Origin of the sequence: Methylobacterium sp. J-092 (assembly GCF_022829325.1) — a bacterium.
Lineage (GTDB): Bacteria > Pseudomonadota > Alphaproteobacteria > Rhizobiales > Beijerinckiaceae > Methylobacterium.
In genome coordinates this window covers 1-25,602 of sequence record NZ_JAKSXU010000102.1, presented here as the reverse complement: position 1 = coordinate 25,602, position 25,602 = coordinate 1, and the positions used below count along the sequence as shown (strand labels likewise).

Sequence of the window (25,602 nt, the reverse complement as noted above, 5' to 3'; positions counted from 1 at the left end):
ATGGTGATGCCGGGCGACAACGTGACCATGGACGTCACGCTGATCGTGCCGGTGGCCATGGAGGAGAAGCTGCGCTTCGCCATCCGCGAGGGCGGCCGAACCGTCGGCGCCGGCGTCGTCGCCGCCATCAACGCGTAGTCGTCAGACAGATCGGCCCTTCGTCTCCCGGGACGATGGGCCGGTGCCCGGACACAGCATCCGTCAGGGGACGATTGAGGGAAGGGCCCTCGCGCCCGCCCAACACGTTTCCGTCGAGGTTTAGGTCATGAACGGTCAAAACATCCGCATCCGCCTGAAGGCGTTCGATCATCGCATCCTGGATGCGTCCACCCGCGAGATCGTCTCCACCGCCAAGCGGACCGGCGCGACCATCCGCGGCCCGATCCCGCTGCCGACCCATATCGAGAAGTTCACGGTCAACCGCTCGCCGCACATCGACAAGAAGTCGCGCGAGCAGTTCGAGATGCGCACCCACAAGCGCGTGCTCGATATCGTCGATCCGACCCCCCAGACCGTGGACGCGCTGATGAAGCTCGACCTCGCCGCTGGCGTGGACGTGGAGATCAAGCTCTAAGCCCCGCCGGGTTTAGAGCTTACCGTTTCATCGCGCGAGGGAGACACCTTATGCGCTCAGGCGTCATTGCACAGAAGGTCGGCATGACCCGGATCTTCACGGAAGCGGGGGAACACGTTCCCTGCACCGTGCTCAAGATCGAACAATGCCAGGTGGTCGCCCACCGCACCGTCGAGAAGAACGGCTACGTCGCCGTCCAGCTCGGCGTCGGCAAGGCGAAGGTCAAGAACGTCTCGGCCGCCGAGCGTGGCCGCTTCGCGGTCGCCAAGGTCGAGCCGAAGCAGAAGATCGCCGAGTTCCGCGTGTCCGAGGATGCGCTGATCCCGGTGGGCGCCGAGATCACGGCCGATCACTTCATCCCGGGCCAGTTCGTCGACGTGACGGGCACGACCACGGGTAAGGGGTTCGCCGGCGGCATCAAGCGCTGGAACTTCGGCGGTCTGCGCGCCACCCACGGCGTGTCAATCTCGCACCGCTCGATCGGTTCGACCGGCGGGCGTCAGGATCCGGGCAAGACCTTCAAGAACAAGAAGATGCCCGGTCACATGGGCGTCGACCGCGTGACCACGCAGAACCTGCGCGTCGTCCGCACGGACGTCGAGCGCGGCCTAATCCTGGTCGAGGGTGCGGTTCCCGGCGTCGCCGGCGGCTGGATCCAGATCCGGGACGCGGTGAAGCGCAAGCTTCCGGCCGAAGTTCCCCAGCCCGGCAAGTTCCGTGAGAACGGCGCGTCGGCTGCCCCGCAATCCGCCCCCGAGGCGCCCGCTGCCGAGGAGAACGCGTGATGAAGCTCGATATCACCACCCTCGACGGCGCCGGCGCCGGCTCGGTGGAGCTCGACGAGGCCATCTTCGGCCTCGAGCCCCGCGCCGACCTGCTCCAGCGCATGGTGCGCTGGCAGCTCGCCAAGCGTCGTGCCGGCACCCACGCCGTGCAGAACCGCTCGGACGTGAACCGGACCCGCAAGAAGCTGTACAAGCAGAAGGGCACCGGCAACGCGCGTCACGGCGCAGCCTCGGCTCCGCAGTTCCGCGGCGGTGGCCGTGCGTTCGGCCCAGTTGTCCGCGACCACGGCCACGACCTTCCCAAGAAGGTCCGTGCCCTGGCCCTGCGTCACGCCCTGTCGGCCAAGGCCAAGGCCTCGACCCTCATCGTCGTCGACGACATCAAGATCGAGGACCACAAGACCAAGGGTCTCGTCGAGCGCTTCGGCAAGATGGGTCTCTCGAGCGCGCTGATCATCGGCGGCGCCGAGGTCGACGAGAACTTCGGCCGCGCCGCCCGCAACATCCCGATGATCGACGTGCTGCCCGTGCAGGGCATCAACGTCTACGACATCCTGCGCCGCGACACGCTCGTGCTGACCCGCGCCGCGATCGACGCGCTGGAGGAGCGTTTCAAATGAGTGCCGATCCGCGCCACTACGACATCATCGTCTCCCCGGTCATCACCGAGAAGGCGACGAACCTCACCGAGCAGAACAAGGTCGTCTTCCGGGTCGCTCCGAAGGCCACCAAGCCGCAGATCAAGGAAGCGGTCGAGAAGCTGTTCGACGTCAAGGTCACGGCGGTGAACACCCTCGTGACCAAGGGCAAGAAGAAGATCTTCCGCGGCATGCGCGGACAGCGTTCGGACGTGAAGAAAGCGGTCGTGACCCTCGCCGAAGGTGACACGATCGACGTCACGACCGGCCTCTGACATAGACCGGGTAGGGATTTAAGCCGATGGCCTTGAAGACATTCAAACCGGTCACGCCGAGCCTGCGCCAGCTCGTGCTGGTCGACCGCCGTGAGCTCTACAAGGGCAAGCCGGTGAAGGCGCTGACCGAGGGCAAGTCGTCCTCGGGCGGCCGCAACAACCTCGGGCGGATCACCGTCCGCTTCCGCGGCGGCGGTCACAAGCGCTCGCTCCGTCTCGTCGACTTCAAGCGTCGGTCGCAGCCGGGCGTGTCGGCGACCGTCGAGCGGATCGAGTACGATCCGAACCGCACGGCGTTCATCGCGCTGATCAACTACCCGGACGGCAAGCAGAGCTACATCATCGCTCCGCAGCGCCTTCAGCCGGGCGACAAGGTGGTCTCGGGCGAGGGCGTCGACATCAAGCCGGGCAATGCCGGGCCGATCGGCGGCATGCCGGTGGGCACGATCGTGCACAACATCGAGCTGAAGATCGGCAAGGGCGGCGCCGTCGCCCGCTCCGCCGGCAACTACGCTCAGATCGTCGGGCGCGACCAGGGCTACGTGACGCTCCGCCTGAACTCCGGCGAGCAGCGCCTGGTCCACGGCCAGTGCTACGCGACGGTGGGTGCGGTCTCGAACCCGGACCACATGAACATCTCGCTCGGCAAGGCCGGGCGCAACCGGTGGCTCGGCAAGCGTCCGCACGTCCGCGGCGTGGCCATGAACCCGGTCGACCACCCGCACGGCGGCGGCGAGGGACGCACCTCGGGCGGCCGTAACCCGGTGACGCCCTGGGGCGTGCCGACCAAGGGGAAGAAGACCCGCTCGAACAAGCGGACCGACGTCTTCATCCTGTCCAGCCGCCACAACCGCAAGAAGTAACCATCATGGCACGCTCACTCTGGAAGGGGCCGTTCGTCGACGGCTACCTCTTCAAGAAGGCCGAGGCGGCTCGCGGGTCGAGCCGGAACGAGGTCATCAAGATCTGGAGCCGTCGCTCCACCATCCTGCCGCAGTTCATCGGGCTCACCTTCGGTGTGCACAATGGGCAAAAGCACATCCCGGTCTACGTCTCCGAGGAAATGGTCGGTCACAAGTTCGGCGAGTTCTCGCCGACCCGCACCTTCCACGGCCACGCGGCCGACAAGAAGGCGAAGAGGCGCTGACATGGGCAAGCAAGCCACCCCCCGCGCGCTGCCCGAGAACGAGGCCAAGGCCGTGGCACGGATGCTCCGTGTCTCGCCCCAGAAGCTCAACCTCGTCGCGCAGATGATCCGCGGCAAGAAGGTCGAGTCGGCGCTCGCCGACCTCGAGTTCTCCCGCAAGCGCATCTCGACCGAGGTCAAGAAGTGCCTCGAGAGCGCGATCGCCAACGCCGAGAACAACCACGACCTGGACGTCGACGACCTCGTCGTCACCCAGGCCTTCGTGGGCAAGGCGCTGGTCCTGAAGCGCTTCCACGCCCGCGCCCGCGGCCGCGGCGCGCGCATCCTGAAGCCTTTCTCGAACCTCACCATCGTGGTTCGCGAAGTCCGCACCGCCGAAGCGGCCTGAGGAGAATCTGATGGGTCAGAAAGTCAACCCGATCGGTCTCCGGCTCGGCATCAACCGGACCTGGGATTCCCGCTGGTTCGCCGGCAAGACCGAATACGTCAAGCTGATGCACGAGGACGTCGCGATCCGCGCCGCCCTCATGAAGCAGCTCAAGCAGGCGGCGGTCTCCAAGATCGTCATCGAGCGCCCGCACCGGAAGTGCCGCGTCACCATCCACTCGGGCCGTCCGGGCGTGGTGATCGGCAAGAAGGGCGCCGACATCGAGAAGCTGCGCAAGCTGGTCAACACGATGACCAAGGCCGACGTGACCATCAACATCGTCGAGGTGCGGAAGCCCGAGATCGACGCCGTGCTGGTGGCCGACTCGATCGCGCAGCAGCTCGAGCGCCGCGTAGCCTTCCGTCGCGCCATGAAGCGCGCCGTGCAGTCGGCGATGCGCCTCGGGGCCGAGGGCATCCGGATCAACTGCTCCGGCCGTCTCGGCGGCGCCGAGATCGCCCGCCAGGAATGGTACCGCGAGGGCCGCGTGCCCCTGCATACGCTGCGTGCCGACGTCGACTACGGCACGGCCACCGCGTTCACGACCTACGGAACGTGCGGCATCAAGGTCTGGGTGTTCAAGGGCGAGATCCTCGAGCACGACCCGATGGCGCAGGATAAGAAGGCGCAGGAAGAGGGCGGCCGTTCGGGCGGTCGTCGCGAGCGCGATGGCGAGGGTGACCGCGGTCGCGGTCGCCGCGATCACGCCTAAGCGCGATCGTCGGACCCCCGAGCCAAGGAAGGTGTTGAGAGGCTGCCATGTTGCAACCCAAGAAGACCCGGTTTCGTAAGCAGTTCAAAGGTCGCATCTCCGGTGCGGCCAAGGGCGGCTTCGACCTGAATTTCGGCCAGTTCGGCCTGAAGGCGGTGGAGCCCGAGCGCATCACCGCGCGCCAGATCGAGGCGGCCCGCCGCGCGATCACCCGTGAGATGAAGCGTCAGGGCCGGGTCTGGATCCGGATCTTCCCCGACGTTCCGGTCACGTCGAAGCCGACCGAAGTCCGCATGGGCTCCGGCAAGGGCGCGCCCGAGTACTGGGCCGCCCGCGTCCACCCGGGCCGCATCATGTTCGAGGTCGACGGTGTCGCCGAGGACATCGCGAAGGAGGCGCTCCGCCTGGGCGCCGCCAAGCTGCCCATCCGCACGCGCGTCGTGCAACGCATCGCCGACTAAAGGGAGGCAGATCATGAAGTCGTCACAGAGACAGTCGGATCTCGCCGCCCTGTCGCCGGACCAGCTGAGCGACGAGCTGCTGAACCTCAAGAAGGAGCAGTTCAACCTGCGCTTCCAGGGGGCCACCGGCCAGCTCGAGAACGTCGCCCGCGTCCGCGAAGTCCGTCGCGACATCGCCCGCGTCCGCACCCTGCAGCGTCAGAAGACGCTGCAGGCGACGTCGGCCTGAGGAGTTTCATCATGCCGAAGCGCGTATTGCAGGGCGTCGTCGTCAGCGACAAGGGCGAGAAGACCATCGTCGTGAAGGTGGAGCGCCGCTTCACCCACCCGGTGATGAAGAAGACCGTTCGCCGCTCGAAGAACTACCATGCCCATGACGAGGCGAACGCCGCCAAGGTCGGGGCCACGGTGTTCATCGAGGAGTGCCGGCCCTTCTCCAAGACCAAGACCTGGAAGCTCGTCGAGGGCGAAGCCGCGTCGGCCGAGGCTCCCGCGGCCGCCTGATCGTCTTGGACGGACCGTGAGACGGGCGCAGGATTCTGCGCCCGTTTTTTCGTATCTGATCCGAGAACGACGTCGGTGCCCAACCGTGTCGAGCGTTCGACGATTCGACCGCGGCTTGGGTTCGACCCATCAATCTCGATCTCCCCATGACCGGCGAGTCGGCCGGTGGCGCTTTTGGGGCCTCGTCGCACAATCCTCACGAGGAGCCGGCCGTCGCGCGTCGCTGACGGGAGGAAGGTCCTCTGAACGAGGATGAGCCGCATGCTGAAAAACGCCAATCGCGCTTGGGAAGCCCTCCTCGGCTTCTTCGGCGCCGAGGACGTGAACGGGATCGTTAGTTCGAGGCGTGTCTTCGGCATTCACCTGCTTCCGGACCTGCAGGCAGAGACGCTTGCACAGGTGAACCCGTACGCCCCGATCCTGTTGGGCGTCCACCAACCCTACGAACAGCGTCCGCTGACGATCTCCGGCCTGCTGGTCCGCGGCAATGATCAGGCCATCGCGATCACGCCGTTGCAGTATCGCGACGTTGACATCGGGGAGAGCGAACCGTTCCCGGCGTTGAACACCGGCCTTTGGTTGTTCCAGGTCGACGGCCAGCCGGTCGCGGTGCTCCTGTCGCAGTATTCCAACTTCAGGTCGGGCAAGTTCGCTCAGGTCGAGATCGCAACGCTGCCGGGATCCGAAGCTCAGGCGTTCGCGCGCACGTTTCTAAAACGTATTCAAGAGGCGGGCGCGAATTCGATCCTGTATCGCGGCAAGGTCCTCTCCTTCGAGGGTGGATCCGACTATTCCGGCATGAGTACGGAGATGTCCGTCCATAAGCTGTCGCCGGTGGCCCGAGAGGCGATCATCCTCGACGACGCCACGATGGCGCGCCTGGATCGCCACGTCTTCGCGTTCGACCGGCATCGCGCCGGTCTGCGCCGCCTCGGGCAGTCGATCCGGAAGGGTCTGCTCCTTTATGGGCCGCCCGGCACCGGGAAGACCCACGTGATCCGGTACGTCGCCTCGAACCTCCCGGATCGGACCACGATCCTGATCACCGCCGAGCAGGTGCAGAACCTGACCGCGTACATGCTGCTTGCGCGCACCCTGCAGCCGAGCATCGTCGTGCTGGAGGACGTGGATCTGGTCGGGCGCTCGCGGGAGGGCATGAACAGCCCGAAGACGGAGGTCCTGTTGAACCGTCTGCTCAACGAGATGGACGGCCTGGGCGACGATGCGGACATCCTCTTCCTCCTGACCACCAACCGGCCCGAGGAGATCGAGGAGGCCCTCGCGTCGCGTCCGGGACGCGTCGACGAGGCCATCGAGATCGCGAATCCCGACGCCGCCTGCCGCGCACGGCTGATCGCCCTCTACGGAGGCGCCCTGAGCTTCGAGGAGGGGGCCATCGACGACGCGGTCGCGCTGTCGGAGGGAGCGAGCGCCGCCTTCGTCAAGGAGATGGTTCGGCGTCTGTCCCAGGCTTCGCTCTCCGGCGGACATGACGATGCGGTGGACCGCGCCACCGTCGCAGACGTCCTGACCGAAGCCTCGGAGAACGGAAACCGGATCGGCCGCCGAATCATTGGCCTGTCGAATGCTCCGAAGCGCGCCGGGCGTGCCGGCGCCCCACCCCTGGACGGCTGCCACGAGGATCTGGAGCTCGGCACGGATTAGGCCGGGGCCGGCACGGAAAGTCTTGCGCCCCTGCGCCCCGTGGTGTAGTGGGCACCCCTTCGCGACAAGTGAGAGGGGTGTTCGCGCCCTTCGTACGCGGTGACCGCGCCGGCGCTGGATAAGCGCCGATAGCGCGGTCTGTCATATGAGCCGGGGACATCAGATCCCCATCAGGCGTCGTCCGCCGGGCAATACCGCCCGTGTGCGGAAACCCGCCTGAAACAAGGAAAGGTCACTCCTGTGATCCAGATGCAGACGAATCTGGACGTCGCCGACAACTCGGGTGCGCGTCGCGTGATGTGCATCAAGGTGCTGGGCGGGTCGAAGCGGCGCTATGCCGGCGTGGGCGACATCATCGTCGTGTCCATCAAGGAGGCGATCCCGCGCGGCCGCGTCAAGAAGGGCGACGTCATGAAGGCGGTGGTCGTGCGGACCGCCAAGGAAGTGAAGCGTCCCGACGGTTCGGTGATCCGCTTCGACAAGAACGCGGCCGTGCTGATCAACAATCAGAAGGAGCCGATCGGGACCCGCATCTTCGGGCCGGTGCCGCGCGAGCTGCGCGCCCGCAACCACATGAAGATCATCTCGCTGGCTCCGGAGGTGCTGTGATGGCAGCCAAGATCAAGAAGGGCGACACCGTCGTCGTCCTCACCGGTCGCGATTCCGGTCGCTCCGGCGAGGTCATCCAGGTGATGCCGAAGGACGACAAGGCGCTCGTCCGCGGGATCAACCTGGTCAAGAAGCACCAGAAGCAGAGCCAGAACCAGGAAGGCGGCATCATCTCCAAGGAGGCCGCGATCCAGCTCTCGAACCTCGCGTTGCAGGACGCGAACGGCAAGCCGACCCGCGTGGGTTTCCGCATCCTCGAAGACGGCCGCAAGGTCCGCTTCGCCAAGACCACGGGGGATCAGATCGATGGCTGAGGCCAACAAGGACGCCTACGTCCCGCGCCTGCGCGCCCACTATGACGAGGTCATCCGCCAGAAGCTCATCGAGCAGTTCGGCTACAAGAACCCGATGCAGGTTCCGCGGATCGACAAGATCGTCATCAACATGGGCGTCGGCGAGTCCACCGCGGACTCGAAGAAGGCCACCGTCGCCGCCGGCGACCTGGCGCTGATCGCCGGCCAGAAGCCGGTCATCACCAAGGCCCGCAAGCCGATCGCCACCTTCAAGGTCCGCGAGGGCATGCCGATCGGCTGCAAGGTCACCCTGCGCCGCCAGAAGATGTACGAGTTCATGGATCGCCTCGTCACGATCGCGCTGCCGCGCGTCCGCGACTTCCGCGGCCTGAACCCGAAGTCGTTCGACGGCCGCGGCAACTACGCGCTCGGCCTCAAGGAGCACCTCGTGTTCCCGGAGATCTCGTACGACAAGGCCGAGCAGACCTGGGGCATGGACATCGTCGTCGCCACCACCGCCACCACCGACGAGGAAGCCCGCGCTCTCCTCGCCGCCTTCCAATTCCCGTTCCGGCAGTAGGCGTCCCTCGGGATACCTAGACGCGGACACCGGAGGATAGACAATGGCAAAGAAGAGTTCAGTCGAACAGAATAACCACCGGAAGGAGCTGGTCAAGCGCTTCGCTGCGAAGCGCCAGGCCCTGCTCGCGACCGCCAACGACGAGTCCCTCGAGATGGAGGAGCGCTTCGAGGCGCGCCTCAAGCTCGCGGAGCTTCCCCGCAACTCGTCGCCGACCCGCGTGCGCAACCGGTGCGAGATCACCGGCCGGCCGCGCGCCTATTACCGCAAGATGGGCGTCTCGCGTATCGCGCTGCGCGAGCTCGGGAACCGGGGCCTGATCCCGGGCCTCGTCAAGTCGAGCTGGTAAGGAGGCACCCATGGTCAACGATCCCGTGGGCGATATGCTCACTCGCATCCGCAACGGCCAGATGCGCCGTCGCAACGTCGTCTCGACGCCCGGCTCGCGCCTCCGCGCGAACGTCCTGAACGTGCTGAAGTCGGAAGGCTACATCCGCGACTTCGCGACCACCGAACTCGGCAACGGCCGGACGGAGTTCGCGATCGAGCTGAAGTACTACGACGGCCAGCCCGTCATCCGCTCGATCCAGCGCGTGTCGAAGCCCGGCCGCCGCGTCTACTCGGCCGTCGGCGATCTGCCGCGCGTCGCCGACGGTCTCGGCGTCACCATCGTGTCCACCCCGCAGGGCGTCATGGCCGACCACGAGGCGCGCGAGCGCAACGTCGGCGGCGAAGTGCTCTGCAAGGTGTTCTGATCCCCGGATAAGGAGAGAGGCAGATGTCTCGCGTAGGCAAGAAGCCCGTCCCCGTTCCGGCCGGCGTCACCGCGTCGGTCACGGGTCAGACGGTGAAGATGAAGGGCTCGAAGGGCGAGCTGCAGTTCGTGGTTCCTTCGCTGGTCGACGTGGCGCTCGAGGACGGCGCGATCACGGTGACCCCGAAGGACCAGTCCAAGGCGGCGCGTTCGCTCTGGGGCACCTCGCGGGCCCAGGTCGCGAACCTCGTCGAGGGCGTGTCCAAGGGCTTCGAGAAGAAGCTCGAGATCACCGGCGTCGGCTATCGCGCCGCGATGGCCGGCAAGGCGCTCAAGCTCTCGCTCGGGTACAGCCACGACATCGAGTACCAGATCCCGGCCGGCATCACGATCGTGACGCCGAAGCCGACGGAGATCACGATCTCCGGCATCGACCGCCAGGTCGTCGGCCAGGTCGCCGCGGAGATCCGCGACTACCGCGGTCCCGAGCCCTACAAGGGCAAGGGCGTGAAGTACGCCGGCGAGTTCATCTTCCGCAAGGAAGGCAAGAAGAAGTAAGGGGGCTGAGACATGTCACGCAAACTCGAAGCCCTCGATCGCCGCAAGGCGCGGGTGCGCCGGGCGCTCCGCGCCTCCGCCAACGGCCGGCCGCGCCTGTCGGTGTTCCGCTCGTCGAAGCAGATCTACGTCCAGGTCATCGATGATGCGGCGGGCGTCACGCTCGCCGCCGCCTCGTCGATCGACAAGGGCTTGCGCGCCGACCTGAAGACCGGCGCCGACGTCGCCGCCGCCTCGGCGGTGGGCAAGCTCGTCGCCGAGCGCGCCAAGGCCGCCGGCGTCTCGAAGGTCGTGTTCGACCGCTCGGGCTACCAGTACCACGGCCGGATCAAGGCTCTGGCCGAAGCCGCCCGCGAGGGTGGCCTCGACTTCTAAATCTCGGCGGTGCGGAGGCGGCGTGTCCGCCTCCGGCGATGACGATTCAAGCGAGCGGGCCCGCCGCCCGCGCCAGTGAGATGAAACGGAAGCAACATGGCACGTGAACGTGAAGGCGGTGGCCGCGGCCGCCGCGACGACCGCGAGGAGCGCGACAGCGAGTTCGTGGACAAGCTCGTCCACATCAACCGCGTCGCCAAGGTGGTGAAGGGCGGCCGTCGCTTCGGCTTCGCCGCGCTCGTCGTCGTCGGCGACCAGAAGGGCCGCGTCGGCTTCGGCCACGGCAAGGCCCGCGAAGTCCCCGAGGCGATCCGCAAGGCGACCGAAGCCGCCAAGCGCGGCCTCGTCCGCATCTCGCTCCGTGAGGGCAGGACGCTGCACCACGACGTGCAGGGCCGTCACGGCGCCGGCAAGGTGATCCTCCGCGCGGCTCCGCAGGGCACCGGCATCATCGCCGGCGGCCCGATGCGCGCCGTGTTCGAGACGCTCGGTATGCAGGACGTCGTGGCCAAGAGCCTCGGCTCCTCGAACCCCTACAACCTCGTGCGCGCCACCTTCGAGGCGCTGAAGAACGAGGACAGCCCGCGCTCGGTCGCCGGTCGTCGCGGTCTCAAGGTGTCCACGCTCCAGGCGCGGCGCACCGATTCGGACCCGTCCGACCAGTCCGAAGCCGCAGTCGCGTAAGGGGAGGGCAGCATGGCTAGCAAGACTGTCCGCGTGGAGCAGATTGGTTCCCCGATCCGCCGCGAGGCCTCCCAGCGCCAGACGCTGGTGGGCCTGAAGCTGAACAAGCTTCACCGTGTCTCCGAGCTCGAGGACACCCCCGCCGTTCGCGGCATGATCCGAAAGGTCGCGCACCTCGTGCGCGTCCTCGACGACGCGGCTTGAGGAGGGCGCGATGAAGCTCAACGAGATCCGCGACAACGAAGGCGCAACCAAGAACCGGATGCGCGTCGGCCGAGGCATCGGTTCCGGCAAGGGCAAGACCGCAGGGCGCGGCGTGAAGGGTCAGAAGGCCCGGACCGGCGTGGCCATCAAGGGCTTCGAGGGCGGCCAGATGCCGCTTCACCGTCGCCTGCCGAAGCGCGGCTTCAACAACCTCTACTCGACCGACCTCAACGAGGTGAATCTCGGCCGGGTGCAGCAGGCGATCGACGCCGGCAAGCTCGACAAGACCGCGACCGTGACGGTCGAGGCCCTCGTGCAGGCCGGGATCATCGCTCGTCTTCGCGACGGCGTGAAGCTGCTCGGCGTCGGCGAGCTGACCGCGAAGGTCGCCTTCGAGGTGACTCGCGCGTCGAAGTCGGCGGTCGAGGCGGTCGAGAAGGCCGGCGGCAGCGTCGTCGTCGCCTACGGCGCCGGCGTCTCGGTCCGCGGCAAGGGTGGCAAGGACTTGGGCGGCAAGGGCGAAGCGACCGCCTGAGCGCGGTTGCCTCGCCGGGAGCGACCCCTTAAGTCGAAGCTTCGAGCGGCGGCCCGTGCGACCTCGCATGCGGCCGCCGCTCCCGTTTTCAGGGATGCCCCGCGGCTCCCTCGTGACCCATCATCAGGACACAGGCCATGGCCTCAGCCGCCGAGCAGCTCGCCGCGAACCTCAATTTCGGTGCCATCGCGAAGGCGGATGAGCTCAAGAAGCGCATCTGGTTCACCCTCGGCGCGCTCGTGGTGTTCCGGCTCGGGACCTATATCCCGATCCCCGGCATCGACCCGGAGCAGTTCGCGCGCAACTTCCAGCAGCAGGCCGGCGGCGTGCTCGGGCTGTTCAACATGTTCTCCGGCGGTGCCGTCGAGCGCATGGCGATCTTCGCGCTCAACATCATGCCGTACATCTCGGCCTCGATCATCATCCAGCTGCTTACCTCGGTGATCCCGAGCCTCGAGACGCTGAAGAAGGAGGGCGAGTCCGGCCGCAAGGTCATCAACCAGTACACCCGCTACCTCACGGTGGTGCTGGCGCTGGTCCAGTCCTGGGGCATCGCCGTCGGCCTCCAGGGGTCGAGCGCCGCGATCGATCCCGGCCCGTTCTTCCTCGCCTCGACCGTGATCACGCTCACCGGCGGCACGCTGTTCCTGATGTGGATCGGCGAGCAGATCACCTCGCGCGGCATCGGCAACGGCTCGTCGCTGATCATCTTCGCCGGCATCGTCGCCCACCTGCCGACCGCCATCATCGGTGCGCTCGAGCTGTCGCGCACCGGCGCGCTGTCCTCGGCGGTAATCCTCGGCGTCGGCGTCGCCGCGATCGGCCTCGTCTACTTCATCGTGTTCATGGAGCGCGCCCAGCGCCGGCTGCTGATCAATTATCCCAAGCGCCAGGTCGGCAACCGGATGTACGAGGGCCAGACGTCGTTCCTGCCCTTGAAGCTCAACACCTCGGGCGTGATCCCGCCGATCTTCGCCTCGTCGCTCCTGCTGCTGCCTGCCACCGTGGCGAGCTTCTCGGCCAACCAGGGCACCGGCGTGCTGGCGACGGTCACGACCTATCTCGGCCACGGCCGTCCGCTCTACATGGCGCTCTACGCCGCGCTGATCATCTTCTTCGCGTTCTTCTACACCGCGGTGGTCTTCAACCCGCAGGAGACCGCCGACAATCTGAAGAAGCATGGCGGCTTCATCCCCGGCATCCGGCCCGGCGAGCGCACCGCGGCGTTCATCGACAAGGTGCTGACGCGCATCACCCTGATCGGCGCGCTCTACCTGACCTTCGTCTGCCTAGTGCCGGAGATCATCGCCTCCTACGCCTCCGCCAGCCTCGGATTCGGCGGCACGTCGCTGCTCATCGTCGTCTCGGTGACGATGGACACCGTGGCGCAGATCCACGGGCACCTGATGGCGCACCAGTACGAGGGCCTCGTCAAGAAGGCCAAGCTGCGCGGTGCGTCGACGACCCAGCGGCGGCGCTGAGCGGCACGTCGGGCGATCCGGCTCGGCGACACGAGAGACACAATCGCCGGAATGACGAGTGGACAGCGATTTGCCCGCTCGCCCGTCCGGCGGAAGCCGCTACAAGCAACGCCGACGCGGGAACGACGCCGACACGGAGTCGCCGCGCGCCAAGAAGCCCTGAGAGACGGGCACGGACGAGGATAACGCCCATGCGGATCATTCTGCTCGGACCACCCGGCGCGGGGAAGGGGACACAGTCCGAGCGGATCGTCGCGCGATTCGGCATCCCGCAGCTTTCCACCGGCGACATGCTGCGCGCGGCCGTCGCTGCCGGAACACCGGTCGGACTCCAGGCGAAGGCAGTGATGGAGAGCGGCGGCCTCGTGTCCGACGCGATCGTCGTCGGCATCGTCGCCGACCGGATCGAGGAGGCGGATGCGCGCGGCGGGTTCATCCTCGACGGCTTTCCCCGCACCGTCGAGCAGGCCAAGGCCCTCGACGTGATGCTGGACGAGAAGGGCCTGCATCTCTCGACCGTGATCGAGTTCAAGGTCGATGAGAAGGTCTTGGTCGGCCGCATCGCCAAACGGGCGGAGGAGACCGCCGCCCGCGGACAGCCGGTGCGGAAGGACGACACCCCCGAGGTGTTCGCCTCGCGTCTCGAGGCCTACCGGATCCAGACCGCCCCGCTCTCGGCCTATTACGAGCGCGCCGGGATGCTGCAGACCGTAGACGGCATGGCGCCGATCGACGCGGTGACGGATTCGCTGATGGCGATCCTCGAGTCGCATCGCGAAGGCGTGGCGTCCTGAAGCCATCCTTCCGGGGACCCATGATCATGTCGACGCATGCGGCTCGGGCGATCCTCGCAGCGCTGACCCTGACGGTCGGCGCGATGCCGATGGCGGCGTGGGCCGGCCCGGCGCAATCGTATCAGTACGAGCGACGGACGACTGGCCGCCTGTGCAGGCCGCCGCTGAAGTTCGTGGCCGGCGCGTGCGTGCGGCGCTGCCCGGCCGGCTTTCGCGACAACGGCGGGTATTGCCGCCAGCTTAACCAGCGCTTCTGACGTCGACCCGAAGACACCCACGCCCCTGCGGTTCGCCAGGTGACACGATGGGGACGATGCAGCGCGCCGGGCGCGCCCGCCGGGCCCGGCGCGGCGTCTTATCGTGCCGAACCGTTGACATCACCGCCGGCCCGCGCTAGCAGGCCGGTCTTCGTCTGCACAGCCGTTGGTCCGAGGTGCCCTCCAAGGGGCGGCCGCGGGCCGATTTGTCGTTGACGGGCGTGCAGGGGCCGGCCTCCACCGGACGCACGCTTTCCCACAGGACGGCCCGGGCGATCGCCCGTACGCCACATGGAGCATGACCTTGGCCCGTATCGCCGGCGTTAACATCCCGACCAACAAGCGCGTCGTCATCGCGCTCCAGTACATCCACGGCATCGGCGCGAAGAAGGCCGAGGAGATCACGGAGAAGGTCGGTATCCCGGCCGAGCGCCGCGTGAACCAGCTCACCGACGCCGAGGTGCTGCAGATCCGCGAGACGATTGATCGCGACTACCTCGTCGAGGGCGACCTTCGCCGCGACGTCTCGATGAACATCAAGCGCCTGATGGACCTCGGCTGCTACCGCGGCCTGCGCCATCGCCGCAACCTGCCGGTCCGCGGCCAGCGCACGCACACCAACGCGCGCACCCGCAAGGGCAAGTCCAAGCCGATCGCCGGCAAGAAGAAGTAAGCCTACGAATTCGGAGGCTGCGCGCGGCGCGGCCTCCCATGCATCGTGCCGGATCTCCCTCGACGGGAGCCGGCGTGACGGGGCGGCACTCCGCAAATGTGCCGACCGAACCCATACGAGAATCCCGAGCACCTGGAATTACGGGTGCGCTTGAAGGACAGGTATCGAAAAGATGGCCAAGGAACCGACCCGCGTCCGCCGGCGCGAACGCAAGAACATCGTCTCGGGCGTGGCGCACGTCGCCGCCTCGTTCAACAACACGATGATCACCATCACCGACGCGCAGGGCAACACGATCTCGTGGTCCTCCTCGGGCGCCATGGGCTTCAAGGGCTCGCGGAAGTCGACCCCCTACGCCGCGCAGGTCGCCGCCGAGGACGCGGCCCGCAAGGCCGCCGAGCACGGTATGCGCACCCTCGAGGTCGAGGTCTCCGGGCCCGGCTCGGGCCGCGAGTCGGCGCTCCGCGCCCTCCAGGCCGCGGGCTTCACCGTGACCTCGATCCGTGACGTCACCTCGATCCCGCACAACGGCTGCCGCCCGCGCAAGCGTCGGCGCGTCTGAGGCGGACGGAGACACACGTGGCGGATACGAAGATCCTTCCCGGCGTCAAGCGCTGGAGCGTCGGTGACATCACGCTCACCGTGCTCAACGACGGCTGGTTTCAGGGCTCCCTCGATCTCATCACGGGCATCTCGAAGGACGAAGCCGGCGCGCTGCAGCGCGCCGGCTTCCGTACGCAGGAGCCGCGGGTGATGCTCAACGCATTCCTGCTGACGGGCCCCGGCCGCAAGCCGGTGCTGATCGATTCCGGCTACGGGTCGTTCGGTCCGCCGACCATGGGTCGCGTGCCCGCAGCGCTCGCTGTCGCGGGCGTGGCGCCCGAGGCGATCGAGACCGTTCTCGTCACGCACTGCCATCCCGACCATATCGGTGGGCTGGTGGTCGACGGGAAGGCCGCCTACCCGAACGCGGAGATCGTGCTGCATTCGGACGAGGCGGCGTATTGGCTCCCCGATGCGGCGCTCGCCGCCGCACCGGACGGGGCAAAGCCGTATTTCGAGAACGCCCGCAAGGCGCTGGCACCCTATGCCGCCCGGGTGCGCGAGCAGTCCGGCGGGGAAGTCCTGCCGGGCATCACCGCGGTGCACCTGCCCGGCCATACGCCGGGCCATTGCGGTTTCCGGATCGTTTCGGGGGACAAGTCGCTCCTGGTGTTCACCGATGTGGTGCACCTGCCGGCGATCCAGTTCAAGCAACCCGAGGCGGGCGTCGGCTTCGATGTCGACGGCGACCAGGCGCGGGCGACCCGCAAGGCGATCCTCGCGGATCTGGCGGCCGACGGGACCCGCATCGCCGGCTCGCATCTCGAATTCCCGGCCGTCGGCACCGTGTCGCGGGATGGGGACGGATACCGGTTCGTGCCGGATCTCTGGGTCGCCGACGAGGCGTAGGCCCGGAGCAGTCTTTTAGGGACCGATCGACGCTGGGGGCAGCGTCGATCGGCCGAAGCGCGGACCCGGACGTCGCGGGTTCGTGCGTCAGGAGAGGTAGGATCGTGGTCATTCAGAAGAACTGGCAAGAGCTGATCAAGCCCAACAAGCTGCAGGTCTCGACCGGCGACGACCCGAAGCGGGTCGCCACCGTCGTGGCCGAGCCGTTGGAGCGCGGCTTCGGCACGACGCTCGGCAACTCGCTGCGCCGGGTGCTGCTGTCCTCCCTCCAGGGCGCGGCCGTGACCTCGGTCCAGATCGACGGCGTCCTGCATGAATTCTCCTCGATCCCGGGCGTCCGCGAGGACGTCACCGACATCGTCCTGAACATCAAGACGATCGCCATCCGCTCGCAGACCGACGCCCCGAAGCGCATGACCCTGCGCAAGACCGGCCCGGGCCTCGTCACCGCCGGCGACATCGGCACGGTCGGCGACATCCAGATCCTGAACCCCGACCTCGTGATCTGCACGCTGGACGACGGCGCCGAGATCCGGATGGAGTTCACGGTCGCCACCGGCAAGGGCTACGTGCCGGCCGAGCGCAACCGCCCCGAGGACGCGCCGATCGGCCTGATCCCGGTGGACGCGCTGTTCTCGCCGGTGACCAAGGTCAGCTACCGCATCGAGACAACCCGCGAGGGCCAGGATCTCGACAAGGACAAGCTGACGATGACCGTCGAGACCAACGGTGCGGTGTCGCCAGAGGATGCGCTGGCCTACGCCGCGCGCATCATCCAGGACCAGCTCCAGGTGTTCGTGAACTTCGAGGATCCGCGCAAGGAGGAGGCCGCGCCGCTCGCGCCGCAGCTGCCCTTCAACCCGGCGCTGCTCAAGAAGGTCGACGAGCTCGAGCTTTCGGTGCGTTCGGCGAACTGCCTGAAGAACGACAACATCGTCTACATCGGCGACCTCATCCAGAAGTCCGAGGGCGAGATGCTGCGCACCCCGAACTTCGGCCGCAAGTCGCTCAACGAGATCAAGGAAGTGCTGGCCGGGATGGGTCTGCACCTCGGGATGGACATCCCCGGCTGGCCGCCGGAGAACATCGAGGATCTCGCCAAGCGCTTCGAGGAGCACTACTGAGGGCGAATGGCGAGTAGGAGTAGCGAATAGAGGTGTCCATAGGGCGCCCCGGTTCCGCTGCACTCTATTCGCTACTCGCTACTCCCTATTTGCCTTCAAGATGACGGTCGTACCGTGGCACGGCGACCGCAAAAACCAGGAGAGCCAACATGCGTCACGGATTCCGCGGTCGTCGTTTCAACCGCACCACCGAGCACCGCAAGGCGATGTTCGCCAACATGTCCGCCGCGCTGATCAAGCACGAGCAGATCATCACCACGCTGCCGAAGGCCAAGGACCTGCGCCCGGTCATCGAGAAGCTGATCTCGCTCGGCCGCATCGACAGCGTTCACACCCGCCGTCTCGCCATGTCGCAGATCCGCGACCACGACATGGTCAAGAAGCTCTTCACGGTGCTCGGCCCGCGCTACACGGCCCGTCCGGGCGGCTACTGCCGCATCATGAAGGCCGGCTTCCGCAAGGGCGACAACGCCCCGCTCGCCGTGATCGAGTTCGTCGACCGCGACGTCAGCGCCCGCGGCAAGGATTCGGGCCCGGTGCTCGGCGGCGAGAGCGAAGCGGCCTGATCGGCGCCTCGACAGCACGAGTTCGAAGAAAGGCGGCCGAGAGGCCGCCTTTTTCGTTGGCCCGAGGCCGTTGCGCGATGCTCGTTCCGGGACGACCGCGATGCGGCGAGCGCATACGGTCGAGGCCGGCGTTTCTCGGGGACGGACGCGCTTCGAACGCGTTTCCGTCGGGACGGACGGCCGGGCCGACGCGTCAGGTGCCGGGCGCGTCGCCCAGCAGCAAGGAGACGCGGCGGGCGAGCTCGGCCGACTGGAACGGCTTCGTCAGCACCGGCAGGTCGTGCGGGATCTCCACCGCCTCCGCGTGCCCCGTCAGGATCAGCACAGGGACCTCGGACCAGCGGCTCCGCACCTCGGCCGCCAGCTCGACGCCGGTCATGCCGGGCATCGCGAGGTCGGCGACCACGAGGTCGAAGCGGCGCTGCTCCATCATCGCGAGCGCGGCCGCGCCGTCCGAGGCCTCGATCTCGTCGTAACCGAACCCGTTGAGGAACGAGGCGGTGACGTGCCGGACCTCGGCGTCGTCGTCCACCACCAGGATGGCCGCCGCACGTGCCGCCGCCGGCGCGACCGCGACGTCGGCCTCGTCCGCCACGACGGCCGCGGAGGCCCGCGGCAGGGCGAGGTCGACGCGGGTGCCGTGCCCGACCCGGCTGTCGATCCGCAGGCGGCCGTGGGATTGCTGGGCGAGGCCGAACACCATCGCGAGGCCGAGGCCGGTGCCCTGGCCGACGGCCTTGGTGGTGAAGAACGGCTCGCAGACCCGCGCCAGGATCTCCGGCGGGATGCCTTCGCCGGCATCGCTCACCGATACGCCGACATAGGCGCCGCTCCGCACGTCCGGATCGTCCTCGATCGTCAGCGCCGCCGTCTCGATGACGATCATGCCGCCCTCGCGCATGGCGTCGCGGGCGTTGATGCAGAGGTTGAGGATCGCAAGCTCGAGCTGGTCGGGGTCGACCTGAACCGGGCCGAGATCGCTGCCGAGCCTGGTCTCGACGGTGACGAGCCCGCCGAGGCTGCGCCCGAGCAGCGCCGACATGCCCTCGACGAGGGCGTTCACGTCGGTCGGCCGGGCACGCAGGTCGTTGGCGCGGCTGAAGCTCAGCAGGCGCTTGGTCAGCGAGGCGCCGCGCTCGGCCGCGCCCCGCGCGTTCTCGATCAGCCGCAGCACGCGGGGCTGCTCATGAACCTTCGGCGCGGCGAGCTCGAGGCTGCCGAGGATCGCGGTCAGCAGGTTGTTGAAGTCGTGCGCGATGCCGCCGGCGAGGGTGCCGAGCGCCTGCATCTTGTCGGACTGGCGCAGGCGGGCCTCGAAGCCCTTCTGCTCGGTGACGTCGCGCTCGATCGTGGCGAGATGCGCGATCGCGCCGGAGGGGCCGCGGATCGGGACCCGGACCACGTGGCTCCAGCGCTCGGCGCCGATCGGCCCTTCCGCGGAGACGACGTCGCCAACCTCGCCCGAGCGGATCGCGGCGGCGTCGGCCTCGGCGCTCTCGGCGGCGCGCGTCCCGGGCAGCTCGGCTTCGCTGCGGCCGAGGCAGCCCGCGACGTCGAGGCCGAGCAGCGCCGCCTTTCGGGCGTTGAGGCGCAGGAAGCGCCCGGCCGCGTCCTTGAACGAGATCGCGTCCTCGGAATGGTCGAGCAGGCCGCGCAGCAGGGCCCGCTCGGTGGCGAGCTCCCGCCCGAGCGCATGGCGCTCGAAGGCGTTGCGCACGGTGCCGCGCAGAAGGTCCGCGTCCCAGGGCTTGGCGACGTAGCCGCTGATCCCGCCGCGGTTCAGCGCGCCGATCACGGCGGTGATGTCGGCGTACCCGGTGAGCAGGATCGCCTGGGCTTCGTGGAACCCGCGCATCTCGGCCAGCAGCGCGTCGCCGGTCATGCCGGGCATGCGCTGGTCGGACAGGACGACGGCGATGTCGGGATCGTCGCGCAGGATGGCGAGGGCGTCCGCCGGCTTCGTCGTCGTGACGATGCGGTAGGTGTCCTCGAACAGGTCCTCGAGGGCGATCAGGATGTCCGGCTCGTCGTCGACGGCCAGGATCGTGCCTCTGGTCATACGGTCGCCGTCTGCCTCGGAATCCCGATCACGAAGCAGGCCCCGCCGCCGGGAGCCGTCTCCACCGTGAGCGAGCCGCTATGCGCCTGAACCACGCTGTAGGCAATCGCGAGGCCGAGCCCGGTCCCGGCCCCGACCGGCTTGGTGGTGAAGAACGGCTCGAAGATCTTCTCGCGCAGGTCCTCGGGGATGCCGGGGCCGGTGTCGCTGATCCGGATCAGGTCGGTCTCGGGCGTGGTCTCGGTGACGACGCGGATCCGCCCGCCCTCGGGCATCGCGTCGGCGGCGTTGCCGAGGATGTTCATCACCACCTGGTTGAGCAGCGCCGGGGTGCAATGGATCTCGGGGCGCCCCGCGAAGTCGCGCTCGACGGCGATGCGCGAGCCGAGCTTGTGCTGGATCAGCGCCAGCACCGTCTCGATCGCCTCCGGCACGTTGACCAGGGAGCGCTCGCCCTCGTCGAGCCGCGAGAACTTGCGCAGGTTCAGGACCAGGTCCTGGATGCGGGTCAGGCCCATGCGCATCGCACCGACGCGGTCGCGCGCCTTGGCCAGGCCCTTCTGCGCCGCGGGGTCGGATTCGGGCATCGGCAGTTCGCCGAGCACGCGCTCGACGGTGCCCTGATGCGCGAGGATGAAGGCCAGCGGGTTGTTGATCTCGTGGGCGATGCCGGCGACCAGCTCGCCGAGCGAGGCCATCTTGGCGGCCTGGACGAGCTTGGCCTGCGCGTCGGTGAGCTTGCGGTTGGCGAGCGCGAGGTCGTCGTTGGCGCGCTCGAGGGCGTCGGCCAGCCGAGCGCGCGCCTCCGCGGCCTCGGCCTCGGCGCGCGCGCGCTCGACCGCCTGCTGCCGGGCGCCGAACTCGCCGGCGATGCGGCGGTCGTCCTCCTCCAGGAAGCGGCGCCGCACGAGGCCGCGCACCCGCAGCGCCAGCACCTCGGCATCGGACTTCGAGACCACGTCGTCGGCGCCCGCGGCGTAGGCCTGGACGAGGAAATCCTTGGGGGGGTTGCTGCCGGCGACCCCGACGAGGTGGAACCCGGCGCCGGCCACCCGGACGCCGCGGCGCTGGTCGATGGCCCGGCACAGGGCGAGGCCGTCGAAGGCCGGGCCGAGCAGGTCGACGGTGACGCAGTCGAAGGCCGTCGCCTCGCCCTCGGCGTCGAGGACGGCGAGCGCCTCGTCCGGCCCCGCGCTGGCGGTGACGGCGTGGCCGTCCTGGCCGAGCAGGCCTGCGAGGAAGGTGCGGTAGGTGGCGCTGCCGTCGATCACCAGCACGCGCCCGCGCCGGAAGGCGGCGGCCGACGGGGTCTCTGCGCTGCCGGGCGCCACGCTGCCCAGGCGCTCGCGCAGGAGCGCGCGGATGCGCAGGATCAGCAGGTCGCGGTCGCCGGACTTGGCGACGTAGGCGTCGGCGCCGCTCTCGAGGCCCTGGCGCTCGCCGTCGCGGGCGCCGGTGAGCATCAGCAGGGGGAGGGCGCGGGTGCGCAGCGAGAGGCGCAGCTGGCGCGTCAGCTCGTCGCCGTTCATGCCCGGCAGGTGGTAGTCGGCGACGACGAGGTCGGGCAGGCCGTGGTTGAGGTGGTCGAGCGCGGCTTCCGCGGTCGGGCAGCGCTCGACCTGGAAGCCGTGGCTCTCCAGCAGCAAGCGAAGCTCCAGCGCCTGCGTCTCCGAATCCTCGACCAGAAGGATCCGGGCGGCCTCCGTCGCCGTGCCGGCCGCGCCGTTCATGCCGGCCGGTCCTGCGAGCCGGCCCCGGGCATGGCGAGCTTGAGGACATGGGCCGAGACGCGGTCGAGGGGCAGGACGGCGCGGGCGGCCTTCAGGCGCACGGCCGCCGCCGGCATGCCGTAGACGACCGCCGTGCTCTCGTGCTCGGCCACCGTCTGCGCGCCGGCGGCATGCATGTCGAGCAGGCCGAGCGCCCCGTCCTCGCCCATGCCGGTGAGCAGAACGCCGAGCCCCGTCGCGCCCGCCTGCCGCGCGACCGAGCGGAACAGCACGGTCGCCGCCGGTCGCTGGCCGGAGACCGGCAGGCTGTCGAGGATGCGCAGGATCCGGCCCGGCCCCAGCTCCAGGTGGCGGTCGCCCGGGGCGACGTAGACCCGGCCGGGCTCGGCCCGCTCGCCGTCGCGGGCGACCGTGACGGGCATCGGCACCACGCCGCCGAGCCAGGTCGCGAACCCGTCCATGAAGGCCGCGCCCATGTGCTGGACCACCAGCACCGGCAGCGGGAACGTCTCGGGCAGCGCCCCGATCACGCGGGCGAGCGCCGGCGGGCCGCCGGTGGAGGCGGCGATCGCCAGGACGGTTGGCGGCAGGTTCGCCGCGGGTGCGGACGCGGCCGCCGCGGTGCGCCCGAGCCACTCGGTGCCGATCGGGCGGCGGCGGATCACCGGGACCTGCGCCATGATGCGCAGCTGGGTGCAGATCTCGCCGGCGACCGCGTCGTAGCCGGCATGGGTCGTCGCCACCGGCTTCTCGACCACGGACAGCGCGCCGGCCCGCAGGGCGTTCATCGAGATGCGCAGCGAGGAATCCTCGACCGAATCGGCGATCACCACGATCGGCGTCGGGTGCTCGGACATGATGCGGCGGGTGGTCTCGAGCCCGTCGATGCCGGGCAGGCGGATGTCCATCGAGATCACGTCGGGCCGCACGCTGTCGATCGCCGACAGGGCCTCCTCGCCCGATGCGACGGCGGCGACGCAGGCCAGGCGGGGATCGCGGGAGAGGATGTGGCGCAGCAGCTCGCGCACCACCAGGCTGTCCTCGACCAGCATGACGCGGACCGGCTCGCTCACAACAGCTGCCCGATGGTGTCGAGGAGCTGGCGCTGGTCGAACTTCTGCTTGGTGAGGTAGGCGTCGGCGCCGAGGTCGAGGCCGCGGGCGACGTCGGCTGCGTCGCCCCGCGAGGTCATCAGCACCACCGGCAGGCGCGCGAACCGCGTCTCGGCGCGGATCGCGGCGAGCAGGCCGAAGCCGTCGAGCCGCGGCATCTCCACGTCGGCGAGCACGAGGTCGAACACCTCGATGTCGGCGTGCAGGCGGTCGAGGGCGTCCTGGCCGTCGACGCACACGACCACGCGATAGCCGGCGGCTTCCAAGATGCCCTTCTCCAGGGTGCGGGTGGTGATCGAATCGTCGACGACGAGAATCGTCGCGCGGTGTTTCGAACGTGGCGCCTCCGCCAACGTTCCGCCAGCATCTGCGACCCCGTCGACCGGCCTCGCCGCCGCGCCGGCGGCACCCACCCGCGCGGCGAGCCCGTCGGGATCGAGCACCAGGGCGGGCACGTCGCCGGGCAGGATGACGGTGCCGGCGACGAGCCCGGACTCGGCGCCGACCGGCGGCGCCGGCAGCACGAGGAGGGTGCGCACGTCGTAGAGCGCGTCGACGGCCAGCGCGAAGCGGCGGCCGCCGGCCCGCACCAGGATCGCGGTCAGGTGCGGGCTCGCGGAGGCAGGGCCGCCGAGGATCTCGGCCAGGGCGACGATCGGGAAGGTCTCCTCGGCGCCGCCCGCGCCGGGCACGCGCAGCACCGGGCGGCCCATCGCCTGCGGCAGGCCGGCCCGATCGAGGCGCAGCAGGCGCTCGACCGCGGCGCTGGGCAGCGCGTAGGTCGCTCCACCCGCCTCGACGAGGAGCATCGCGCGTCGTGCCGCCGAGAGCGGCGCCGAGATGGTGAGGATGCTGCCCCAGGGCTCGCGCGGCTCCAGCCGGACGCTGCCCTGGAGCGCGCGGGCGGCGTCGGCGACCACCGAGAGGCCGAAACCGCGCCCGGACAGGGCGTCGACCGCCGCGGCGGTCGAGAAGCCCGGCTCGAAGACCAGAGCGAGCAGGGCCTGCGGATCGGTCGGATCCCCCGGGCGGAGCAGCAAGCGGCGCAGGGCCGTCGCCTCGATCGCCGCGAGGTCGGGGCCGGGGCCATCGTCCGCCACCGACACGACGAGGCGGCCGCCGCGGATCGCGACCTCGAACAGGATCGCCGCCGCGTCGGGCTTTCCCGCCGCCCGGCGGATGTCGAGCGGTTCCGCGCCGTGGCTGAGCGCGTTGCGCAAGGCGTGCAGCACCGGGTCCTTGAGCGCCTGCAGCATCGCGCGGTCGACCGGCAGGTCGAGGCCGCGGACGGCGAGATCGATCTCGCGGCCCTGCTCGCGCGCGGTCTCGCGGAGCGAGCGGGGGAAGCTTCCGAACACGGTCTCGGCCGGCACCAGGGCGAGGCGCTCGGCCTGAAGGCCGACGCGGGCCGCCGCCCCCTCGACGGCACCGGCCGCCGCGACCTGACGGCGCGACAGGTCGGCCGCCTCCCGTGCCAGGCCGGCGAGGCTCGCCTCGACGCCGCGCATCTCGGTGCGGACGGCCTCCACCGCGAGGCCGACCGCTTCGTCCCTGTCCGACCCGGCATCGCGTCCGGCTTCCTGCCGCAGGAGCCGGGCGAGGTTGGACACCGCACCGCGCGCGAACGACGCCTCGGCCTGCCGCCGCAGGTCTTCGGACAGGCGCGCGAGCCGGGCGAGCCCGTCGGAGATCGCGGATCCGACGCCGAGCGTGCTCGCGAGCTCGTGGCTCGCCCGGGTCAGCGCCTCGACTGCGTCGGCGGGCACGCGCAGAAAGGCCGGGCCGGCCTCGGCGGGCGGCTCGACGCCGGACGGCGGCGCAGCGGGCGAGGAGTGCGCGGCGGATTTCGGCTCGGCGGGCGGTCTTGCCGAGACCGGCGGTTCGGCCTCGACCGGCGGCTCGATCTCCGCCGGCGAGGGTTTCGTCGCGTCCGGTGCCCGGGCGCCCGCGAGGCAGCGGTCGAGCGCCGCGATGGCGTCGGCCGGCATCGCGACGTCCGGGTCGGCCTTCATCCCGGCGACGTAGGCTTCGATGCGATCGAGGGCGAGATGGGTCGCGTTCCTGGCCTCGCGATCGAGGGCGGCGCCGGCCGAGACCTTTTCGAACAGGCTCTCCAGGCGATGCGCCACCGCCTCGACCGGCGGCAGGTCGACGGCCCGGGAGGCGCCCTTGAGGCTGTGGGCCCGGCGGAAGATGTCGTTCCAGTCGGGCGCGCGGCCGGTGCCGTCGGTTCCTAGAGCCGCGCGGATCGCATCGATGTGCTCGCGGTGCTCGACCTCGAAGGCCGCGAGCAGCAGCTGGCGGATGTCGGTCACGGCGTCCGCCCGCCGGTCAATGCCGGTAGCGTTCGGCGAGGGCCATGAGGGCTCCTGCGAGCTCGGTGTGGTTGGCCGAGGCCGCCTCGACCTCGCGGGTGCCGGCGGCGGTCTGCTGGCTCGCCTGTCGGATGTTCTGCAGGGCGCCCATCACCTGCTCGATGCCGATCTGCTGCTGGTTGGTCGACGCCACGATCTGCTGGAAGCTCTGCACGTTCTCCTCCACCCGCCCGGTGATCTCCTCGATCGTGCGCTGGGT

At 69.1% G+C, this 25,602-nt stretch carries 34 protein-coding genes and 2 pseudogenes; 31 read left to right on the top strand and 5 right to left on the bottom strand.

The genetic code is table 11. The features are described from left to right. The 31 genes and pseudogenes from tuf to rplQ all read left to right on the top strand — a co-directional run. A pseudogene (gene tuf, locus MKK60_RS11605) lies at nt 1-138 on the top strand (elongation factor Tu); the annotation flags it as partial. Between the two features lie 127 nt (nt 139-265). Next, entirely contained in the window at nt 266-574 is a 309-nt protein-coding gene (gene rpsJ / locus MKK60_RS11600; RefSeq protein ID WP_018044230.1) for a 30S ribosomal protein S10, read from the top strand. A gap of 50 nt (nt 575-624) precedes the next feature. After that, entirely contained in the window at nt 625-1,359 is a 735-nt protein-coding gene (rplC, locus tag MKK60_RS11595; RefSeq protein WP_147725867.1) for a 50S ribosomal protein L3, read from the top strand. Then, nucleotides 1,359-1,979 (top strand): 50S ribosomal protein L4, encoded by a 621-nt coding sequence (rplD, locus tag MKK60_RS11590; protein WP_147842718.1) that lies wholly within the window; start codon nt 1,359-1,361, stop codon nt 1,977-1,979. Before rplC ends, rplD begins: the two co-directional genes overlap by 1 nt. After that, nucleotides 1,976-2,272, top strand: coding sequence for a 50S ribosomal protein L23 (locus MKK60_RS11585; protein ID WP_147725865.1), 297 nt, complete (start codon nt 1,976-1,978; stop codon nt 2,270-2,272). Before rplD ends, MKK60_RS11585 begins: the two co-directional genes overlap by 4 nt. 26 nt (nt 2,273-2,298) lie before the next feature. Further along, entirely contained in the window at nt 2,299-3,135 is an 837-nt protein-coding gene (gene rplB / locus MKK60_RS11580) for a 50S ribosomal protein L2 (protein WP_147842717.1), read from the top strand. A 5-nt stretch (nt 3,136-3,140) separates the two neighbouring features. After that, nucleotides 3,141-3,419 (top strand): 30S ribosomal protein S19, encoded by a 279-nt coding sequence (gene rpsS / locus MKK60_RS11575; RefSeq protein ID WP_147725863.1) that lies wholly within the window; start codon nt 3,141-3,143, stop codon nt 3,417-3,419. Nucleotide 3,420: 1 nt separating this feature from the next. Then, nucleotides 3,421-3,807, top strand: coding sequence for a 50S ribosomal protein L22 (rplV, locus tag MKK60_RS11570; protein WP_147725862.1), 387 nt, complete (start codon nt 3,421-3,423; stop codon nt 3,805-3,807). Between the two features lie 10 nt (nt 3,808-3,817). Further along, a complete protein-coding gene (gene rpsC, locus MKK60_RS11565) occupies nt 3,818-4,558 on the top strand; it encodes a 30S ribosomal protein S3 (protein ID WP_147725861.1) in 741 nt (246 codons plus the stop codon). Nucleotides 4,559-4,605: 47 nt separating this feature from the next. Continuing rightward, nucleotides 4,606-5,019 carry a 50S ribosomal protein L16 gene (gene rplP, locus MKK60_RS11560; protein WP_147725860.1) on the top strand — a complete coding sequence of 138 codons (414 nt, stop codon included), beginning with the start codon at nt 4,606-4,608 and terminating at the stop codon, nt 5,017-5,019. A 13-nt stretch (nt 5,020-5,032) separates the two neighbouring features. Beyond that, nucleotides 5,033-5,248, top strand: coding sequence for a 50S ribosomal protein L29 (gene rpmC, locus MKK60_RS11555; protein WP_147725859.1), 216 nt, complete (start codon nt 5,033-5,035; stop codon nt 5,246-5,248). Nucleotides 5,249-5,259: 11 nt separating this feature from the next. Continuing rightward, the gene (rpsQ, locus tag MKK60_RS11550) at nt 5,260-5,523 is read left to right on the top strand and encodes a 30S ribosomal protein S17 (RefSeq protein ID WP_147725858.1); all 264 of its coding nucleotides are present in this window, start codon (nt 5,260-5,262) and stop codon (nt 5,521-5,523) included. A gap of 261 nt (nt 5,524-5,784) precedes the next feature. Then, nucleotides 5,785-7,188: an AAA family ATPase gene (locus tag MKK60_RS11545; protein ID WP_243985880.1), complete on the top strand. Its 1,404-nt coding sequence runs from the start codon at nt 5,785-5,787 to the stop codon at nt 7,186-7,188. Between the two features lie 240 nt (nt 7,189-7,428). Continuing rightward, the gene (gene rplN / locus MKK60_RS11540; RefSeq protein ID WP_147725857.1) at nt 7,429-7,797 is read left to right on the top strand and encodes a 50S ribosomal protein L14; all 369 of its coding nucleotides are present in this window, start codon (nt 7,429-7,431) and stop codon (nt 7,795-7,797) included. Then, nucleotides 7,797-8,111 carry a 50S ribosomal protein L24 gene (gene rplX, locus MKK60_RS11535; protein ID WP_147842714.1) on the top strand — a complete coding sequence of 105 codons (315 nt, stop codon included), beginning with the start codon at nt 7,797-7,799 and terminating at the stop codon, nt 8,109-8,111. Before rplN ends, rplX begins: the two co-directional genes overlap by 1 nt. Next, complete coding sequence (gene rplE, locus MKK60_RS11530; protein WP_147725855.1) at nt 8,104-8,670, top strand: 50S ribosomal protein L5; 567 nt, start codon at nt 8,104-8,106, stop codon at nt 8,668-8,670. Before rplX ends, rplE begins: the two co-directional genes overlap by 8 nt. Nucleotides 8,671-8,713: 43 nt before the next feature. Then, complete coding sequence (rpsN, locus tag MKK60_RS11525; protein WP_147725854.1) at nt 8,714-9,019, top strand: 30S ribosomal protein S14; 306 nt, start codon at nt 8,714-8,716, stop codon at nt 9,017-9,019. A 10-nt stretch (nt 9,020-9,029) separates the two neighbouring features. Continuing rightward, complete coding sequence (gene rpsH / locus MKK60_RS11520; RefSeq protein ID WP_147725853.1) at nt 9,030-9,425, top strand: 30S ribosomal protein S8; 396 nt, start codon at nt 9,030-9,032, stop codon at nt 9,423-9,425. Nucleotides 9,426-9,448: 23 nt separating this feature from the next. Next, nucleotides 9,449-9,982: a 50S ribosomal protein L6 gene (gene rplF / locus MKK60_RS11515; RefSeq protein WP_147725852.1), complete on the top strand. Its 534-nt coding sequence runs from the start codon at nt 9,449-9,451 to the stop codon at nt 9,980-9,982. A gap of 12 nt (nt 9,983-9,994) precedes the next feature. Continuing rightward, the gene (gene rplR, locus MKK60_RS11510) at nt 9,995-10,357 is read left to right on the top strand and encodes a 50S ribosomal protein L18 (protein WP_147842713.1); all 363 of its coding nucleotides are present in this window, start codon (nt 9,995-9,997) and stop codon (nt 10,355-10,357) included. Between the two features lie 96 nt (nt 10,358-10,453). Continuing rightward, complete coding sequence (rpsE, locus tag MKK60_RS11505) at nt 10,454-11,041, top strand: 30S ribosomal protein S5 (RefSeq protein WP_147725850.1); 588 nt, start codon at nt 10,454-10,456, stop codon at nt 11,039-11,041. 12 nt (nt 11,042-11,053) lie between these two features. Continuing rightward, complete coding sequence (gene rpmD, locus MKK60_RS11500) at nt 11,054-11,245, top strand: 50S ribosomal protein L30 (protein ID WP_147725849.1); 192 nt, start codon at nt 11,054-11,056, stop codon at nt 11,243-11,245. A 10-nt stretch (nt 11,246-11,255) separates the two neighbouring features. Further along, nucleotides 11,256-11,780 (top strand): 50S ribosomal protein L15, encoded by a 525-nt coding sequence (rplO, locus tag MKK60_RS11495; RefSeq protein ID WP_243985874.1) that lies wholly within the window; start codon nt 11,256-11,258, stop codon nt 11,778-11,780. A 137-nt stretch (nt 11,781-11,917) separates the two neighbouring features. Next, nucleotides 11,918-13,261: a preprotein translocase subunit SecY gene (secY, locus tag MKK60_RS11490; RefSeq protein WP_147725847.1), complete on the top strand. Its 1,344-nt coding sequence runs from the start codon at nt 11,918-11,920 to the stop codon at nt 13,259-13,261. 191 nt (nt 13,262-13,452) lie between these two features. Continuing rightward, nucleotides 13,453-14,055 carry an adenylate kinase gene (locus MKK60_RS11485; RefSeq protein ID WP_147842710.1) on the top strand — a complete coding sequence of 201 codons (603 nt, stop codon included), beginning with the start codon at nt 13,453-13,455 and terminating at the stop codon, nt 14,053-14,055. Between the two features lie 26 nt (nt 14,056-14,081). Continuing rightward, nucleotides 14,082-14,312: a hypothetical protein gene (locus tag MKK60_RS11480; protein ID WP_243985864.1), complete on the top strand. Its 231-nt coding sequence runs from the start codon at nt 14,082-14,084 to the stop codon at nt 14,310-14,312. A gap of 304 nt (nt 14,313-14,616) precedes the next feature. Beyond that, the gene (gene rpsM / locus MKK60_RS11475; RefSeq protein ID WP_147725844.1) at nt 14,617-14,985 is read left to right on the top strand and encodes a 30S ribosomal protein S13; all 369 of its coding nucleotides are present in this window, start codon (nt 14,617-14,619) and stop codon (nt 14,983-14,985) included. A gap of 172 nt (nt 14,986-15,157) precedes the next feature. Beyond that, the gene (gene rpsK, locus MKK60_RS11470; protein ID WP_147725843.1) at nt 15,158-15,547 is read left to right on the top strand and encodes a 30S ribosomal protein S11; all 390 of its coding nucleotides are present in this window, start codon (nt 15,158-15,160) and stop codon (nt 15,545-15,547) included. Nucleotides 15,548-15,564: 17 nt separating this feature from the next. Then, nucleotides 15,565-16,437 carry an MBL fold metallo-hydrolase gene (locus tag MKK60_RS11465; protein WP_243985862.1) on the top strand — a complete coding sequence of 291 codons (873 nt, stop codon included), beginning with the start codon at nt 15,565-15,567 and terminating at the stop codon, nt 16,435-16,437. A gap of 104 nt (nt 16,438-16,541) precedes the next feature. Further along, nucleotides 16,542-17,561, top strand: coding sequence for a DNA-directed RNA polymerase subunit alpha (locus MKK60_RS11460; RefSeq protein ID WP_147725841.1), 1,020 nt, complete (start codon nt 16,542-16,544; stop codon nt 17,559-17,561). Nucleotides 17,562-17,710: 149 nt separating this feature from the next. Continuing rightward, a complete protein-coding gene (rplQ, locus tag MKK60_RS11455) occupies nt 17,711-18,127 on the top strand; it encodes a 50S ribosomal protein L17 (protein ID WP_147725840.1) in 417 nt (138 codons plus the stop codon). Nucleotides 18,128-18,320: 193 nt separating this feature from the next. Here the strand turns inward: rplQ and MKK60_RS11450 are convergent, their stop codons facing one another. From MKK60_RS11450 to MKK60_RS11430, 5 genes and pseudogenes are all read right to left on the bottom strand, one after another. After that, nucleotides 18,321-20,186, bottom strand: a complete 1,866-nt coding sequence (locus MKK60_RS11450) for a response regulator (RefSeq protein WP_243985860.1) — start codon at nt 20,184-20,186, stop codon at nt 18,321-18,323. After that, a complete protein-coding gene (locus tag MKK60_RS11445) occupies nt 20,183-21,916 on the bottom strand; it encodes a response regulator (RefSeq protein ID WP_243933490.1) in 1,734 nt (577 codons plus the stop codon). The genes MKK60_RS11450 and MKK60_RS11445 overlap by 4 nt, the downstream gene beginning before the upstream one ends. After that, nucleotides 21,913-22,989 (bottom strand): chemotaxis-specific protein-glutamate methyltransferase CheB, encoded by a 1,077-nt coding sequence (cheB, locus tag MKK60_RS11440; RefSeq protein WP_281407521.1) that lies wholly within the window; start codon nt 22,987-22,989, stop codon nt 21,913-21,915. Before cheB ends, MKK60_RS11445 begins: the two co-directional genes overlap by 4 nt. Beyond that, nucleotides 22,986-25,343, bottom strand: a complete 2,358-nt coding sequence (locus MKK60_RS11435; protein WP_243985850.1) for a response regulator — start codon at nt 25,341-25,343, stop codon at nt 22,986-22,988. Before MKK60_RS11435 ends, cheB begins: the two co-directional genes overlap by 4 nt. Before the next feature lie 16 nt (nt 25,344-25,359). Then, a pseudogene (locus tag MKK60_RS11430) lies at nt 25,360-25,602 on the bottom strand (chemotaxis protein); the annotation flags it as partial.